General features: G+C 72.5%; 12 protein-coding genes and 1 pseudogene. 6 read left to right on the top strand and 7 right to left on the bottom strand.

The genetic code is table 11. From position 1 onward, the window contains the following. Window positions 1-276: 276 nt before the first annotated feature. On the bottom strand, window positions 277-1,038 hold the full coding sequence (locus CGL27_RS15010; RefSeq protein WP_119987293.1) for a helix-turn-helix domain-containing protein: 762 nt from the start codon (window positions 1,036-1,038) through the stop codon (window positions 277-279). Between the two features lie 688 nt (window positions 1,039-1,726). Here CGL27_RS15010 and CGL27_RS50960 point away from each other — a divergent pair. Together CGL27_RS50960 and CGL27_RS50955 are read left to right on the top strand one after the other, a co-directional pair. Then, on the top strand, window positions 1,727-2,227 hold the full coding sequence (locus tag CGL27_RS50960; protein WP_205587697.1) for an MFS transporter: 501 nt from the start codon (window positions 1,727-1,729) through the stop codon (window positions 2,225-2,227). Then, window positions 2,203-2,973, top strand: a complete 771-nt coding sequence (locus CGL27_RS50955; RefSeq protein WP_205587696.1) for an MFS transporter — start codon at window positions 2,203-2,205, stop codon at window positions 2,971-2,973. The genes CGL27_RS50960 and CGL27_RS50955 overlap by 25 nt, the downstream gene beginning before the upstream one ends. 712 nt (window positions 2,974-3,685) lie before the next feature. Here CGL27_RS50955 and CGL27_RS15000 read toward each other — a convergent pair. Both CGL27_RS15000 and CGL27_RS14995 read right to left on the bottom strand, forming a co-directional pair. After that, window positions 3,686-5,031, bottom strand: a pseudogene (locus CGL27_RS15000) (NAD(P)/FAD-dependent oxidoreductase). Between the two features lie 227 nt (window positions 5,032-5,258). Then, the gene (locus tag CGL27_RS14995) at window positions 5,259-6,158 is read right to left on the bottom strand and encodes a TIGR01777 family oxidoreductase (protein WP_078641000.1); all 900 of its coding nucleotides are present in this window, start codon (window positions 6,156-6,158) and stop codon (window positions 5,259-5,261) included. Between the two features lie 59 nt (window positions 6,159-6,217). Here CGL27_RS14995 and CGL27_RS14990 point away from each other — a divergent pair, with 59 nt between their 5' ends. Continuing rightward, the gene (locus CGL27_RS14990) at window positions 6,218-6,820 is read left to right on the top strand and encodes a GNAT family N-acetyltransferase (RefSeq protein WP_240450500.1); all 603 of its coding nucleotides are present in this window, start codon (window positions 6,218-6,220) and stop codon (window positions 6,818-6,820) included. 74 nt (window positions 6,821-6,894) lie between these two features. Here the strand turns inward: CGL27_RS14990 and CGL27_RS14985 are convergent, their stop codons facing one another. Continuing rightward, complete coding sequence (locus CGL27_RS14985; protein WP_078647360.1) at window positions 6,895-7,413, bottom strand: DUF4240 domain-containing protein; 519 nt, start codon at window positions 7,411-7,413, stop codon at window positions 6,895-6,897. 209 nt (window positions 7,414-7,622) lie between these two features. Between CGL27_RS14985 and CGL27_RS14980 the strand changes: the two genes are divergently transcribed. Beyond that, window positions 7,623-8,549 (top strand): SDR family oxidoreductase, encoded by a 927-nt coding sequence (locus CGL27_RS14980; RefSeq protein ID WP_078640999.1) that lies wholly within the window; start codon window positions 7,623-7,625, stop codon window positions 8,547-8,549. Between the two features lie 293 nt (window positions 8,550-8,842). Here the strand turns inward: CGL27_RS14980 and CGL27_RS14975 are convergent, their stop codons facing one another. Both CGL27_RS14975 and CGL27_RS14970 read right to left on the bottom strand, forming a co-directional pair. Further along, on the bottom strand, window positions 8,843-9,808 hold the full coding sequence (locus CGL27_RS14975; RefSeq protein ID WP_119987290.1) for a WYL domain-containing protein: 966 nt from the start codon (window positions 9,806-9,808) through the stop codon (window positions 8,843-8,845). A gap of 201 nt (window positions 9,809-10,009) precedes the next feature. Further along, complete coding sequence (locus tag CGL27_RS14970) at window positions 10,010-11,194, bottom strand: helix-turn-helix transcriptional regulator (protein ID WP_119987287.1); 1,185 nt, start codon at window positions 11,192-11,194, stop codon at window positions 10,010-10,012. Between the two features lie 209 nt (window positions 11,195-11,403). Here CGL27_RS14970 and CGL27_RS50030 point away from each other — a divergent pair, with 209 nt between their 5' ends. Next, entirely contained in the window at window positions 11,404-11,559 is a 156-nt protein-coding gene (locus CGL27_RS50030) for a hypothetical protein (protein WP_162952983.1), read from the top strand. Continuing rightward, the gene (locus CGL27_RS14965) at window positions 11,556-12,752 is read left to right on the top strand and encodes a methyltransferase domain-containing protein (RefSeq protein WP_240450499.1); all 1,197 of its coding nucleotides are present in this window, start codon (window positions 11,556-11,558) and stop codon (window positions 12,750-12,752) included. Before CGL27_RS50030 ends, CGL27_RS14965 begins: the two co-directional genes overlap by 4 nt. A 65-nt stretch (window positions 12,753-12,817) precedes the next feature. On the opposite strand, the gene aceE is transcribed toward CGL27_RS14965, so the two are convergent. Next, complete coding sequence (gene aceE, locus CGL27_RS14960) at window positions 12,818-15,493, bottom strand: pyruvate dehydrogenase (acetyl-transferring), homodimeric type (RefSeq protein ID WP_119987281.1); 2,676 nt, start codon at window positions 15,491-15,493, stop codon at window positions 12,818-12,820. Window positions 15,494-15,522: the final 29 nt, after the last annotated feature.

Here is a 15,522-nt window from a genome sequence, read left to right as displayed (position 1 = left end):
TGTGGAGGGTGTGGGGCGCGGAGGCCGTGGCTGCTCAGGCGGCGGGGGCGCGGGGCGCAGGGGCCGCAGGGTGGGGCGGTGGCTGCTCAGGTGGCGGGGGCGCGGGGCGGACGGTCGCTGATCAGGCGGCGGGGCGCGCGTCCATGCGGTCCAGGACGGGTGCCCGGGCCGGGTGTGGTCAGGTGTCCAGGACAGGTACCCGGGCCGGACGAGGTGGGGTGTCCAGGAGGGGTGTGTCCCAGGGCCAGGAGGGGTGTGCCCAGGGCACCGGGTGGGTCAGACGTCCACGACGACGCCGAAGGTGCGCTCCAGGCCGGTACGGCCCGCATCGGTCAGGTGGATCACGCGGCGGCGGCTGCCACGGCGGATCCAGTCCAGCGCGAACAGCCGGTCCGTCAGGGCGGCGCCCAGCGCCCCGGCCAGATGGTGGCGCTGTTCGGTCCAGTCCACGCAGTAGCGGATCAGCGGGCGGCGCGCGGGGAGCCCATCCGCGTCCACGCCGAACGCCGCCAGCTCCGCGCGCCCCTGGTCCGTCAGCCGGTACGTGGTGTCGTTGCCCGGGGCGGACAGCCGGTCGCTCTCCGCCGCCCCGGGGTGGAAGCGTCCGTCGCCGCCTTCCAGGACCCCGCGTTCCAGCAGCGCCGCCATCAGGGCTACTCCGAGGGCGCCCGCGACATGGTCGTAGCAGGTACGCGCCCGGCGCAGGGCGTGTGCGTGGGTGCTCTGGCGCAGCGAGGTGACCGGCAGCGGCGGGGCGATCCGGGCCAGCGCCTCGAGGGCCTCGCCGACGGCGGGGCCGGTCAGCCGGTAGTAGCGGTGCCGCCCGTGCGGCTCGACCCGTACCACCCCGGCCTCCAGCAACTTGGCCAGATGCCCGCTCACCGTGGAGGCGCTGACCCCGGCCTCGGTGGCCAGCACGCTCGCGGGCAGGGCGCGGCCCTCCAACAGCGCCTGCAGAACGCGGGCGCGAGACGGATCGGCGATCGCGGCGGCAGCGCGGGCGATGTCGGCGTCACGGGCGTCCGTGGTGGTGGCCATGCGTCCAGCCTAGGTCGGGGTCGCTTCGGCAGCGGACGAAGTGTGCGCGGGCGCCCGTGCCAACCTTCGGCGATACGGCCCGCAGTGCGTGCCCTGCGGTGTGTGCCCTGGGCGGGGCTGGGGACCGGGGCCGTGCGATGTGGCCCCCGCTCCGCCCGTCCTGGGCGCGCCACGCCTCAGCCTGCGTGCGTTGGCCTGTGTGCCTTGCCGCTGCGCGTTTGGGGCTGGATGCCTGGCCCTACGCGTCTACGCGCTCGGCGCCTCGGCCTGGGTGCCTTGCGCTGCGTGCTTGGGGTGGGATGCCTCGCCGTATGAGGCTCCGGCCGCAGGCCGTGTGCTGCGGCGGGGGCATGCGCTTTGGGCCGGGCCGGGGGCGGGTGATGCGGTCCGTGGCTCCGTTCCTCGCGCGCCTCGGCGCGCCACGCTTCGGTCTGTGGCGAAGGGATCAGGGGCGAGGGTGGGGGCATGAGGACGTACCGCTCCACGCATCGGATCTCGGAATCCTCGGCCCCGCCCGTGGCGGTCGCCGTGCGGAGGGTGCCGTTGCTCGCCATCTGCCTCGGGTACTTCCTGGTCATCCTCGACGTCACCGTCGTCAATGTGGCCGTACCCCGCATCGGCGCCGGGCTGGCGGCCGGGCAGGGGGCGCTGCAGGGGGCACCTCCCGGCCGAAGGCTGGGGGAGGATCGTGGACGGGTACACGCTGGTCTTCGCCGGGCTGCTGCTGTTCTGCGGCGGGCTGGGGGACCGGCTGGGCCATCGGCGGGTGTTCCTCGCCGGGCTCGGGCTGTTCACGGTGGCCTCCGCCGGGTGCGCGCTCGCGCCGACCGCCGCCGTTTTGGTCGGCGCGCGGCTGGCGCAGGGGGCCGGGGCGGCGACCATGGTGCCCGCCTCGCTCGCGCTGCTCGGGGCGCTGCACCCCGAACCGGCCGCGCGGGCCAGGGCGTTCGGGGTGTGGGGTGGCATCGCGGGGGTCGCCGCCGCGGCCGGTCCGGTGCTCGGCGGGGTGCTGGTGTGGGGCGTGGGCTGGCGGACCGTGTTCCTCGTCAACGTCCCCCTGGGCGTGCTCGCCGTCTGGCTCACCATCCGTCATGTGCCCGGCCCGCGCCGCGTGGGGAGCGTCCGTCGCTGGACCTCGCCGCCCAGCTCACCGGCGTCGTCGCGGTGGCCGCCCTCACGGCCGGGCTGAACGAGGCGGGAGGGCGCGGCTGGACCGATCCGCTGGTGCTCGGCGCCCTGGCGGTCGCGCCGCTCGCGGGAGTGCTGTTCCTGTGGCTGGAGCGGCACGCGGCGGCGCCCGCGCTGCCGCCGCGGCTGCTGACCGGTTTCCGGTTCCCGGCGGCCCTGGCCGTGGGGGTGCTGCTCAACCTCGGCTTCTACGGGCTGCTCTTCCTCACCACCCTCTACTTCCAGCGCCACCGGGGCTGGGACCCGCTCTCCACCGGTCTTGCGCTGCTGCCGATGGGCGCGCTGGTGGCGGTCGCCTCGCCGCTGTCCGGGCGGGTCGCGGCGCGCGTCGGCACCCATGTCCCGGCCGTGGCCGGGCTGTTGACCGGGGCCGTGGGCTTGCTCGGCTGGGCGGCCGTGGGGCCGCATACGCCGTATGCGCTGCTGGTCGTGCCGCTGTTGCTGGCCGGGTTCGGCACCTCGTTCACCATGCCGTCGGCGACGATCGCGGCGATGGAGGCCGCGCCGCACGAGGTGCGCGGCGCGGCGTCGGGCGCGTTCAACGCGGCGCGGCAGCTGGGCAGCGCCATCGGCGTGGCGCTGTTCGGAACCCTCGCCGCGGCGTCCGCGAGCTCCGCCTTCTACGCCGGGATGCGGCTGTCCGCCGTGATCGCGGCCGGATGCTTCCTGGGAGGCGCGGTGCTTGCGGCGGTCTCGGGACCCGCCGCCCGCCCGGCGCCCAACTCCTCTGCCAGCGAGGCGTCTTGACGCGTACGCCAGGGGCTTGGTCGTCGAGGCGCGGGCCGTCGAGCGGCACGCGCTCGTCAGTGCCGCGCCGCGGGTGAGACGGCCCCGGCCTCAGGTCGTGCGGCAGTCGCGGTGGCGGGTGCCGGTTGTCCCGGGCAGCGAGCCGAACCGGGGCCTGAGCCCAGCGGGCCTGCCGTGCACCCCAGGGGGTGACGCCGGTCAGGCCGCCGTGGCGCCGCGGGTGCTGGTCTCTACCCTGCCGCACCCTGCCGCGAGCCGTAACGGGAGCCTGGGCCTCGGTGGCTGGGCACCGCAGGATCGCTCGCGGGTCAGGTAGCTGTGGCGGCGGGTGCTCGTTGTCCCGGGCTGCCAGCCGTGACCGGAGCCTGAGCCTCGGCCGCCGTGCACCGCAGGACGTCGCGCGTCAGGTCGCCGCAGCCGCGGCCGCGGGTGCCCGTTGCTCCGGGCCGCAGGGCGCGTAACCGGAGCCTGAGCCTCAGCAGCGTCCTGCCCCGACACGCATGCGGCCGCTCAGGCCGCCGCAGCCGCGGGTGCCCGTTGCTCCGGGCCGCAGGGCGCGTAACCGGAGCCTGAGCCTCAGCAGCGTCCTGCCCCGACACGCATGCGGCCGCTCAGGCCGCCGCGGCCGCGGGTGCCCGTTGCTCCGGGCCGCAGGGCGCGTAACCGGAGCCTGAGCCTCAGCAGCGTCCTGCCCCGACACGCATGCCGCCGCTCAGGCCGCCGCAGCCGGGAAGGAGCCCGCGCCGGTGTTGCGGGCGTTCGCGTCGGAGCCGGCGTCCGGTGGGGCGCCGAAGTCGCTGAGGACCGCTCGCGCCGCCCGGCGGCCGGAGGCCAGGGCACCCTGGACCGTGCTGGAGTCCCGGTGGTCGCCGCAGACGTACAGCCCCGACAGCAGCCGCACCGGGCGGCGCGGGTCGTGTGGGGCGGGCATGGCCGGGACCGCGTACGGGTCGTGGTGTGTGGCCAGCAGCTCCCAGCCCGCGGTCGACGTGCCGTACACCGCCGCCAGTTGGGCCCTGACGGTCCGGTCGAGTTCGGCGGCGGGCAGCGCGGCGGAGGTGCCCAGCACCGTGGAGGTGATCAGCACCCGGCCGGGCGGGGTGCGGGAGGGGTCGACCTCGCTGGCCACCATGGTGTGGGCGACCGGCCCCCGGCCGCCCGCGGCGAGTATCAGCGCGGGCTCGCGCAGCGGCGGCCGGTCGGCGGTGTGGTGCGTCACGGTCACCGGGTGGAAGGCCGGCACCCGCAGTCCGGGCAGGAGTCCGGCCGCGTCGTGCGCACCGGTGGCCACCAGCACCGCACGGCAGCCGATCTCGCCGTGTTCGGTGGTGGCGACGGCGGTGGTGGAGGCCGATACGGCCCGGACGCCCGTACGGACCGTCCCCGGCGGCAGCGCGGCCGCGAGCAGCTCGGGGACGGTGGACGCGCCGCCCGCCGGAAGGCAGAGGCGGCCGCGTGCGTAGCCGCGCAGCGCGAGGTCGGCGCAGCGGCTGGAGGTGGTGAGGTCCGGGTCGCTCAGCAGCGAGACGAGCAGCGGACGCAGCACCCCCTCGACCGTACGAGCAGGTAGGCCCCGCCCCCCAGGGTCTCGGAGACCGGCCGGTCGGGGCGGGCGAGAAGGCGGTCCGCGGGCAGGGCGGCGAGCCTGCCGAGCGCGGCACCGAGTCGGGCCTGGTCGAGCCCGCTGCCGAGCGGCGCGCGGGCGGCGTTCGCGAGGGCGCGTGCCGTGGTGAATGCGCCCCTCATGCTCCGGGGGGTGTCCACCCGGTGCGTACGCCCCTCGTTGTGGACCAGCACTCCCTGGGCGAAGGGGCGCAGGGCGAGGGCGCCGAGCCCCGGAGTACGCCGCAACTCCGGGAAGGAGGTGTTCATCAAGTGACCGGTACGGTCCAGCCGGAAGCCGTCGACGGTGTCGGTCGTCATCCGTCCGCCCACGTGGGGCGCGGCCTCGAGCACCGTGACCGCCACTCCCGCGTCGGTCAGCCGATGAGCCGCGGCCAGTCCCGCGAGCCCGGCGCCGACGATGACGACGTCCGTGCGGTGCGCGCGCTTGAGCACGTGTCCTCCCCGAGGTCGGTGCGTCCGTCACGGGGGCTGCTGCCCCGGTCGGCGGCCCGGATACGTGGGTCCCGCGTGACGGCTCGCGAGACGGTCTTGACAGTACGGACAAAAACGGTCGATGCCAGACGCGCATCGACCGGGCACGGGCGCACACCGGTCGCACACGTCATCGAGCGATGCGCGACCGGGGGAGTGCGAGGGGCGTCAACGGGGCGCCAACCCTCTTACGGCAGGGCCGCCTTGATGGCCTCGTCCACATGCGGGTGGGTGAAGGTGAAGCCGGAGTCCAGGAGGCGGCGGGGGATGGCCCGGACGCTGCCGAGGACGTCGCCGGACATCTCGCCCAGGGCGATCCGGAGCGCGGGGGCGGGGACCGTGAAGAGCGTGGGGCGGCGCAGCACGCGGCCCATGGCCGCCGTGATCTCGCGGTTGGTGACCGGCGCCGGGGCGGTGAGGTTGACCGGGCCGGTGAGCTCGGGCGTGTCGAGGATATGGCGCAGCGCGGCGATATGGTCCCGCAGCGCGATAAAGCTCCAGTACTGCCGGCCGCTGCCCATCCGCCCGCCGAGGCCCAGCTTGAACAACGGGAAGAGACGCCCCCACGCCCCGCCCTCGGAGGAGATCACCAGGCCGGTCCGGGTGAAGACCGTACGGACGCCCGCCTCCTGCGCCGCGGTCGCCGCCTCCTCCCAGTCCTGGCAGAGATCCGGAAGAAAACCGTGGCCGGGGGGCGCACTCTCATCGACCGCGCGCTCCCCGGTGTCACCGTAGAACCCGACCGCGCTTCCGCTCACCAGCACCCGTGGCGGGGTGTCCAGCGAGGCGATCGCCTCGGCGAGGGCGGCGGTGCCCAGCACCCGGCTGTCCCGGATCTCCTTCTTGTACGCGTCGGTCCAGCGCCGGTCGCCGACGCCCGCGCCCGCGAGATGGACCACGGCCTCACAGCCCATCAGTCCTTTCGTGTCCACCCGCTCCCGCCGCGGGTCCCACTCCACCTCGTCCTGCGCACGCGGCGGACGCCGCACCAGACGCACCACCTGGTGGCCGTCCTCCCGCAGCGAGCGGACGAGTGCCGTGCCGATGAGCCCTGAGGAGCCGGTGACCGCGATACGCATGGCCCCCATCCTGCCCTCGATCACGGGAGAGATGTCGGACAACAGGCGGGCGTGGCACAGTGACTCGCATGTCCCAGCCCTCCGGCCCGCCTCAGCCGTCTGGCCCGCCTCAGCCGTCTGGCCTGCCCCGGGCTTCCGGCCTGCCTGAGCCCTCCGGCCGACCCCGAGCGTCCCGGCAGCCCGAACTGGTCGTCCGCCCCGCCGTGATCGACGACGAGACGGCGCTGGCCGAGCTGGACCGCCGCACCTGGTCGGTGCTGCATTCCGTACAGCCGAAGCCGCAGCCGCCGTACGACCTCTTCTTCACCCGGCGCAACCGCGTCGAGCACATCCTCGTGGCCGAGCTCGGCGGATGCCCCGTCGGCTATATACGGCTCGTGCCGTCGACCCCGCTGGCCTGCAACACGCATGTCCGCCAGATCCAGGGGCTCGCGGTGGACGAGCGGACGCGGGGCAAGGGCGTGGCGCGGGCGCTGCTCGGCGCCGCGTACGAGGAGGCACGGCGGCAGGGCGCGACCCGCATCACGCTGCGCGTGCTGGGCCACAACACCCCGGCACGGCGGCTGTACGCGTCGGAGGGGTTCGCGGTGGAAGGCGTGCTGCCGGGGGAGTTCCTGCTGGCGGGGGAGTACGTGGACGATGTGCTGATGGGGCGCTCGCTGGACCGCTGAGGCGCTGATGGGGCGTTGCCGAGACGCTGCTGAGCGCCGGAGGGTCAGCCCCTGAAGCGTCAGCCCCTGAAGCGTCAGCCCTTGAAGCGCTCCCACAGCCGGGGATACCGCTGCGCCAGCACCGCCTCGCTCTCGAAGTCGAGGGGCTCCCCGATCGGTTCCCGGGGCGCGGGGGCGAGCCCCAGCTCCGGCAGGGGCGCCCCGGTCAGCCGCTCGTACGCCTCGTCCGCCGCGTACCCCAGGTCCTCGCAGTCGCCGTCCACCTGCTCATCGAAGTCCTCGAGCAGGTCGGCGAGTGCGTCCGGATCGTGCAGCGCGCCCTCGAAGATCTCCCGGCCCTGGCCGATCAGCCAGAAGCGGAACGCCTCGAAGGCATCGTCGCTGACCCCGCCGAGCAGCACCCAGGCGGCGCCCCACACGTCCCAGCGGTACGCCCGGTTGGAACGGGCCTCGAAGTGCCGGGCGAAGTCCAGCACCGCGTCGGGGTCGAGTTGTGACAGCGAATCGACGAGCAGGTCGGACTGGTCCTCGGGGTCGCCGTCCGCGACCTCCCGGGCGCTGTCGACCAGCCCCCAGAACTCCGTTTCGTCCATCATCACGGGACCTCGTCCATCATCACGGGACCAGGATCGGCCCTCCCGCGCACCCCCGCACGCGGAACGCGCCGGATGCGACCGCTTCGTAATACCAGACAGAAGATGTCGGATTTCCCTGCGAAGGTCGACCTGGGTCGCCCCGGATCGACTGGGTTCGACCCGGGTCGACCCAGGTCACCCACATGGCATCCCCACCGAGAGGACGTATGGACGTGAGCACACAGGGCGCACTGGCGGGCAGGGTCGCGCTCGTCGCGGGGGCGACGCGCGGCGCGGGCCGGGCGATGGCCGTCGAGTTGGGGGCGGCCGGGGCCACCGTCTACGCGACGGGGCGCACCACACGGGAGCGCGTCAGCGAGGTGGGGCGGGCCACGGAGACCATCGAGGAGACGGCGGAGCTGATCACGGCCGCGGGCGGTACGGGCATCGCGGTGCCGACCGACCATCTGGAGCCCGAGCAGGTCCGGGCGCTGGTGGAGCGGATCGACCGGGAGCAGGGCCGGCTGGACGTCCTGGTCAACGACGTATGGGGCGGCGAGGCGCTGATCGAGTTCGGCAAGAAGACCTGGGAGACGGATCTGACGGGCGGGCTGCGGATGCTCCGGCTCGGCGTCGAGACCCACCTCATCACCAGCTACTACGCACTGCCGCTGCTGATCCGGCACCCGGGCGGGCTGGTGGTCGAGGTGACCGACGGCAACGAGGAGTTCAACAAGACCTACCGCGAGAACCTCTTCTTCGACCTCACCAAGAACGCCCCGATCCGGACGGCCTTCGGGCTCGCGGAGGAGCTGAAGGAGTTCGACGGCACGGCGGTGAGCATCTCGCCGGGCTTTCTGCGCTCCGAGCAGATGCTGGACCACTTCGGGGTGACGGAGGAGAACTGGCGCGACGCGGTGGAGAAGGAGCCGCACTTCGCCATCGCCGAGTCGCCGTACTTCGTCGGACGGGCCGTCGCCGCGCTCGCCGCCGACCCGGACCGGGCGCGCTGGAACGGGAAGTCCGTCTTCAGCGGAGATCTGGCCAAGGTCTACGGCTTCACCGACCGGGACGGCTCCCGGCCGGATGTCCTCGGCTACTTCCAGGACGTCGTCTTCGGCGGCAAGGCGGGCACGGCCGCGGACTACCGATAGGGCGAGAGCGCGGAGCCTTGCCGGGGCCGGGCCCGGCGTCCCGGGCAACGGCTTGGCGCCGTACCGGGGCCGCGCTTGGGCGTCTTATCGGGGCCGGGCCCGGTGGTGTCCGGGGCGATGGCTTGGCCGTCTTACCGGGACTGCGCTCGGCGGCGTCCCGGGCGACGGCTCGGCGCTCTACGGGCGCGGTGCGCCGTGGCCCCCGGTAGAGCGCCGCGGTCACCGGCGTGCTCCGCAGCCGCCGGGCCCGCGGTCCCGGGGGGAACGCCGTGGTCGCCCGCAGCGCACTGTGGTCACTCGTAGCGCTCCGCCGTGCGGCGCGCCGCCTCGGCGAAGAGCGCTCGCAGCTCCGGCGGCCCCAGCACCTCCGCCTCCGGGCCGAGCGCGAGCAGCTGGGCGAGGGCGACCTCGTACGACTCGATGGGCAGGGTGACGGTGAGCCGCCCCTGCCCGTCGGGCTCCCCGGCCTCGCGTACGGCCTCCTCGGCCGCCGTCCGGTCCGTGACATGCGGCAGCCCCCGGGCACCGGCCGGGGTCAGCCGTACGACGGCCTTCTCCCGCAGGATCGAGCGGGCGAACTGATCGGCCCGCTCCTCCCAGAAGCCGGGCAGGTCGAAGTCCTCGTCCCGGGTGAAGTGGGTGCCGTCCGGTTCGACGGCCGCGAAGCGATCCACCCGGTACACCCGGAAGCCGCCCTCCGCGCGGGCCGCGAGATACCAGACGCCCGCCTTGAGTACGAGCCCGTACGGTTCGAGCTCCCGCCGGACCTCCGCGTCCCGGCGCTGGTAGCGCACGGTGATCCGCAGATCGTCCCAGACCGCGTCGGCGATCCTCGGCAGCAGCTCCGGCGCCTCCGGCTCCCGCCACCAGCCCGGGGCGTCGAGATGGAACCGCTGGGCCACCGTGTGCGAGGCGTCCCGCAGCTCCGGGAGCAGCGCGGCGGACACCTTCAGCCGGGCGGCGGAGGCGGCGTCCGCGAGCCCCATCTCGCGCAGCGCGGAGGGGACGCCGGACAGGAACAGCGCCTCGGCCTCGGTCCGCCCGAGGCCGGTCAGCCGGGTGCGGTAGCCGCCGATGAGCCGGTAGCCCCCGGCCCGGCCCCGGTCCGCGTAGACCGGGATGCCCGCCTCGGAGAGCGCGGCGGCGTCCCGGGTCACGGTGCGCTCGGAGACCTCCAGCTCCCGCGCCAGCTCGGCCCCCGTGATCGAGGGTCGAGCCTGGAGCAGAAGCACCATCTTGATGAGCCGGGCAGCACGCACGCGCTCATCATGCCGCCTCCCTCCGGTGGACGCGGCGGTTCGCGGTCATCGGAGGGACACGGCGGTCATCGGAGGGATACGGCCGTCGCCGGGGGACACGGCGCCGCGGCGGTGCCGTCAGATGCCGTACCGCTTCGCGGCCTCCTTGGGCGCCGTGGCCCGTATCGCGCCCTGACGGGCCAGCCGGGACAGCGGTGGAGTTCAGAGCTCAATCCGTGCCAACTTCGAGAGCTTCAACAACTGCGCGTTGCTCCTCCGGTGCAGGGACGACACCACGCGGAACACTTCTCGACCCATCGGATGGATACGTGCCATCTGTGGTGCGGCATCCCAGGCGATGCTCAGGTTCTCCAGAGCCCCGTCACGGTCCCCGAGGTCAAGCTGAGCCCTGGCGTAGTTGATGTGCGTCGGGGCTACCCGTGTCGGAGGCAGACCCGCGAGGGCGGCAGGCAGGTCGTCAGTCATCCTGAGCGCATCCTGGGGCCTACCAAGATCCACGCGCGTGGCAAGTTCGTGCGTGAACGTGTTCTGAGGTCCCACCGTCAGACCATGCACATCTATGTCGCGACCAATGCTGATGTCGGCGTTGTGAGCAGAGTCGATATGGCGCTGAGCTTCCCGCTTCGCTTCCCGTTTATCTGTCAGCCGACCAGCAAGGGTCATCCCTCGGAGGTTCAGGATGGATACCGCGATGTCGCGATCAATTCCGCTGAGCGATGCCTGTGCTTTGGCGATCGCCCGATCCACAAGCGTCAGCCCACGCTCGACATGGCCGAAGTTGAGATACGTACCAGCCCTGTCCCGAGCCGCGATGGCTTCGCCAAGAGGGTTGGATTTCTGATCCACAGCCCAACTCTGCCGAGCCACGGCCAACTCTGCCAGGTCCATCCAGCGATGCCGGGCGGCGAGCCAGTACACGGAGCTGTAGACCTCCGCGAGCGCCATCCAGGCTTCAGCGGTGTTGGCTGTGTGTGCGTGTGCCGTGGCGTCCCGTAGAAGGTCTGGGAGTAACTTCTTGAGTCCCACCACGTCTACGGCGTCCCGGTATCTTCCCACGGCCGCCAGAGCCGCACTGATGCGCGGCTCCTCCTCGGCAGGTCGCCTGTCCGGCAGGTCGTAGTCCCTGATGGCAGCCCGGAGCGCGGCGAGGCGCGCTTCATCCTCCTGAGCGACAGGGATACGGCCAAGTACCTCGTCCATGGTCACACCGAAGGCGCGAGCCAGAGCAGCGGCGACGGCAGGCGTCAGCGTCCGGTCTCCTACCTCGATTTTGGACAGGAGCGACAAAGAGATGGTGGCCTGGCGAGCCGTGTGGATCTGACTCCAGCCGCGCTCCTTGCGGAGCACCGCGACGTTGGCGCCGGGGGCAAGCTCAGTGGTGCTCATGGGCTCAGTCTTCCTCGCGGATACAGGTCCTGTCAGCCATAGTCACAGGTGGGCCAATGCCCGCACCATCTCAGTGCAAAGGTTGTGCAAGTCCCCGCATTCGGGTGGATGTTGACTGGACGTACGACAACCTGAAGCCGACGAAGCCATGTGTCCGTCGGGCAGTAATGACAGCACGGTGGAGATCCGGACTCTCGGGAGGGAAAACGATGAGCATTCAATTGGGCATTTTATTCGCACAAGGCGGCGGGCACGGAAAGGACGACGAGGGAGGCGACGAGCACCCCGGGCAGCCGTGGACGCCCACCGACGAGCCCCACCCGGACGGTTCGACGCCTCCCGGCGATGGGACGCACCGGAAGTGACAAGCGCGGCTGAGCAGGCGGGGCGGCCCACTCGTGAGGAGCTGGGTCGCCTCCTCCTCGACACGGGCGCCATGTCGGCCGAGTGGGCCCCGGCCTATGAGGCCGTGCCACGCTCCCGCTTCCTGCCTGCCCTGATATGGCCGCATGACATGGCCACCGGCCAATACTCCACGGTCAGCGAAGAGCGGGATCCGGAAGCGTGGCAGCGATACGCCGACTCCGACGATCCCATCGTCACGCAATGGGACGACGGCGCGCACGAGGGCCCCGAGCCGGGCAAGTCCTTCAGTTCCTCGTCGTCCATGCCGAGCCTGGTGTTCGCCATGCTGGCCGACCTGGATGTGAAGCCGGGACAGCGGGTGTTGGAGATCGGTACGGGCACGGGATGGAACGCGGCTTTGCTGGCGTACCGTCTGGGCGCCGAGAACATCGTCACCGTGGAAGTGGACGGCGCCGTCGCCTCGGATGCCCGGGAGTCCCTGGACCACTTCGGGCTCCCCGTGCGGGTGGTGCACGGGGATGGGCTCCTCGGGTACGCCGCACGGGCTCCGTACGATCGCGTCATCGCCACGTGCGGGTTGCGGAAGATCCCGTTCGCGTGGGTGGAGCAGTCGAAGCCGGGCGGGGTGCTCCTCGTTCCCTGGGGGACGTACTACGGGCCGGGCGAAGCGACCGCCCGACTCGTGGTCGCCCGGCACGGACTCAGCGCGTCAGGGCCGTTCACCCGGCCCGTGGCGTTCATGCGTCTGCGCTCTCAACGGTTCGTGTGGCCCCGGCACGACGAGTACGTCCCGCCGGGGGCACTGGACGCGGCGGACACGTCAACCACGACGCTCACCGAGGCGCAGCTCTGCGGCACCGGGAGTTTCGACGCCGTCGGTTTCGCCTTGGGGCTGCGGGTGCCTGACGTTGCCCACAACCCCGACCGCAAGCGGGATGGTCGGCGCGCCGTGTGGTTCTACGGAACTCGCGGCAGCTCGGACAGGTCCTGGGCGGTCACCGTTTTCCGTGATGACCGCAAGAAAGCCAAGGTCTACCAGTCCGGCCCCCGCCGACTGTGGGACGAGGTGGAGAGCGCCTACCACTGGTGGGTCGGCTACGGCGAACCGGATCACTCCCGGTTCGGTCTCACGGTCACGGCCGAAGAGACACACGCTTGGCTGGACGACTCCGCGAACTCCTGGCCCCTGTGAAACGACCGGCCCGCCCATACGCCGCCATGGCGTATGGGCAGGGCTTCCGCATTCCGCGGTGCGCCTCAGATGCCGTACCGCTCCGCGGCCTCCTTGGGCGCGGTGGCCCGTACCGCGCCCTGCCGGGCCAGCCGGGACAGCGCGGCCACCACGATGGCCGGGGCGTCCACGCCGAAGTGGCGGCGGGCGGCCTCGCGGGTGTCGGAGAGGCCGAAGCCGTCCGTGCCCAGCGAGTACCAGTCCTGCTCGACCCACTGGCTGATCTGGTCGGGGACGGCCCGCATCCAGTCGCTGACGGCGAGGACCGGGCCCGGTGCGCCTGCCAGGGCACGGGTGACGTACGGGACCCGGTCTTCGCCACTGAGCTGCGCCGCGTCACAGGACAGGGCGTCACGGCGCAGCTCGCTCCAGGAGGTGGCGGACCACACGTCGGCGGCCACGCCCCAGTCGTCGGCGAGGAGTTTCTGGGCCTCCAGCACCCAGTGGATGGCGGTGCCGGAGGCGAGGAGCTGGATGCGGGGGGAGTCCCCGGCCGGGGCCGTGGCCTCCTGGTAGCGGTACAGGCCCTTGAGGATGCCCTCCTCGACGCCTTCGCCCTCAGGGATAGGCGGCTGGACCTTGGTCTCGTTGTAGACGGTCAGGTAGTAGAAGACGTCCTCGGCCTCGGGGCCGTACATCCGCCGCAGACCCTCCCGCACGATCACGCCGATCTCGTACGCGAACGCCGGGTCGTAGGCGAGCGCCGCCGGGTTGGTGGAGGCGATCAGCGGGGAGTGGCCGTCGGCGTGCTGCAGGCCCTCGCCGGTCATCGTCGTACGGCCGGCGGTGGCGCCGATGAGGAAGCCGCGGCCGAGCTGGTCGGCGAGCGCCCACATCTGGTCGGCGGTGCGCTGCCAGCCGAACATCGAGTAGAAGATGTAGAAGGGGATCATCGGCTCGCCGTGGGTCGCGTACGACGTCGCGGCGGCGGTGAAGTCGGCCATCGAACCGGCCTCGGTGATCCCCTCGTTGAGGATCTGACCGTTCTGCGCTTCCTTGTAGTACAGGAGCTGATCGCGGTCGACCGGGTCGTAGGTCTGGCCGAGCGGGGAGTAGATCCCGGCGGTGGGGAAGAGCGACTCCATGCCGAAGGTCCGCGCCTCGTCCGGCACGATCGGCACCCAGCGCCGCCCGGTCTCCTTGTCCCGCATCAGGTCCTTGACCAGCCGGACGAACGCCATGGTGGTGGCGATCTCCTGGCTGCCGGAGCCCTTGGCGAGCGCCTCGAAGGGCTTCGCGGACGGCTCGGGCAGGGCCACCGCGTGGACCTTGCGGGCCGGGGCGGGGCCGCCGAGGGCCGCGCGGCGCTCCTGGAGGTAGCGGACCTCGGGGGAGTCGGGGCCGGGGTGGACGTAGGGGACGAGGCCGTCGTCCAGCTTGCTGTCCGGGATGGGGAGTTCGAGGAGGTCCCGCATGGCGCGGAACTCCTTGCCGGTCAGCTTCTTCATCTGGTGGTTGGCGTTGCGCGACTCGAAGCCGGGGCCCAGCGTCCAGCCCTTGACGGTCTGGGCGAGCACGACGGTCGGGGCGCCCTTGTGCTCCACGGCCGCGCGGTAGGCCGCGTACACCTTGCGCGGCTCATGGCCCGCGCGCGAGGTGTGGAAACACTCGGTGAGCTTGGCGTCCGTGAGCCCCTGGGCCAGCCGGGCCAGCTCCGGCTCGGCGCCGAAGAAGTGCTCGCGGATGTAGGCCGCGTCGCGGGTCGCGTACGTCTGGAACTGGCCGTCCGGGACCTCGCGCAGCCGGCGGACCAGCGCACCCGAGGTGTCCAGCGCGAACAGCTCGTCCCAGGCGGAGCCCCACAGCGACTTGACCACGTTCCAGCCCGCCGCGCGGAACTGGGCCTCCAGCTCCTGCACGATCTTGAAGTTGGCGCGCACCGGGCCGTCGAGCCGCTGCAGATTGCAGTTGATGACGAAGGTGAGGTTGTCCAGGCCCTCGCGCCCGGCGAGTGCCAGCGCGGCCGTCGACTCCGGCTCGTCCATCTCGCCGTCGCCGAGGAAGGCCCAGACGTGGGAGTTGGCGGTGTCCTTGATGCCGCGCGCGGCCAGATAGCGGTTGAAGCGGGCCTGGTAGATCGCGGAGATCGGGCCGAGACCCATCGAGACGGTGGGGAACTCCCACAGCCACGGCAGCCGCCGCGGATGCGGATAGGACGGCAGACCCTCCCCGCCCGCCTCGCGGCGGAAGTGGTCCAGATGGCGCTCGGTCAGCCGCCCGTCGAGGAAGGCGCGGGCGTAGATACCGGGGGAGGCGTGGCCCTGGATGTAGAGCTGGTCGCCACTGCCGTCCGCTTCCTTGCCGCGGAAGAAGTGCTGGAAGCCCGTCTCGTAGAGCCAGGCGGCGGAGGCGAAGGTGGCGATGTGGCCGCCGAGGCCGTCACGGCTGCCGCGGGTGACCATCGCCGCCGCGTTCCACCGGTTCCAGGCGGTGATGCGGCTCTCCATGGCCTCGTCGCCCGGGAACGCGGGCTCGGCGGCCGTCGGGATGGTGTTGACGTAGTCCGACTCCAGCAGGGGCGGCAGGGCGAGCCCGGTGCTCTCGGCGCGCTCCAGGGTGCGGCGCATGAGGTACGAGGCGCGGTGGGACCCGGCCGCCTGCGCGACGGCGTCCAGGGAGGCGCCCCATTCGGCGGTCTCCTCGGGGTCACGGTCGGGAAGCTGGTCGAGCGCACTCGGCCGCGTGCGTGCGAGATCGGTCATGAAACCGACTGTAAGTCTGATCGATGATC

The sequence above is a fragment of the Streptomyces sp. 11-1-2 genome, from assembly GCF_003595545.1.
GTDB lineage: Bacteria > Actinomycetota > Actinomycetes > Streptomycetales > Streptomycetaceae > Streptomyces > Streptomyces hygroscopicus_B.
Note: the sequence above shows the minus strand (reverse complement) of the source record. Positions and strands in the feature narration are given on the sequence as shown.

What these genes read in the sequence shown, in the direction of transcription:
- aceE (WP_119987281.1), bottom strand. Translation starts at nt 15,493, where the DNA reads ATGACCGATCTCGCACGCACGCGGCCGAGTGCGCTCGACCAGCTTCCC.
- CGL27_RS14995 (WP_078641000.1), bottom strand. Translation starts at nt 6,158, where the DNA reads ATGGGGGCCATGCGTATCGCGGTCACCGGCTCCTCAGGGCTCATCGGC.
- CGL27_RS14970 (WP_119987287.1), bottom strand. Translation starts at nt 11,194, where the DNA reads ATGAGCACCACTGAGCTTGCCCCCGGCGCCAACGTCGCGGTGCTCCGC.
- CGL27_RS14985 (WP_078647360.1), bottom strand. Translation starts at nt 7,413, where the DNA reads ATGGACGAAACGGAGTTCTGGGGGCTGGTCGACAGCGCCCGGGAGGTC.
- CGL27_RS14980 (WP_078640999.1), top strand. Translation starts at nt 7,623, where the DNA reads ATGGACGTGAGCACACAGGGCGCACTGGCGGGCAGGGTCGCGCTCGTC.
- CGL27_RS50030 (WP_162952983.1), top strand. Translation starts at nt 11,404, where the DNA reads ATGAGCATTCAATTGGGCATTTTATTCGCACAAGGCGGCGGGCACGGA.
- CGL27_RS14990 (WP_240450500.1), top strand. Translation starts at nt 6,218, where the DNA reads ATGTCCCAGCCCTCCGGCCCGCCTCAGCCGTCTGGCCCGCCTCAGCCG.
- CGL27_RS15010 (WP_119987293.1), bottom strand. Translation starts at nt 1,038, where the DNA reads ATGGCCACCACCACGGACGCCCGTGACGCCGACATCGCCCGCGCTGCC.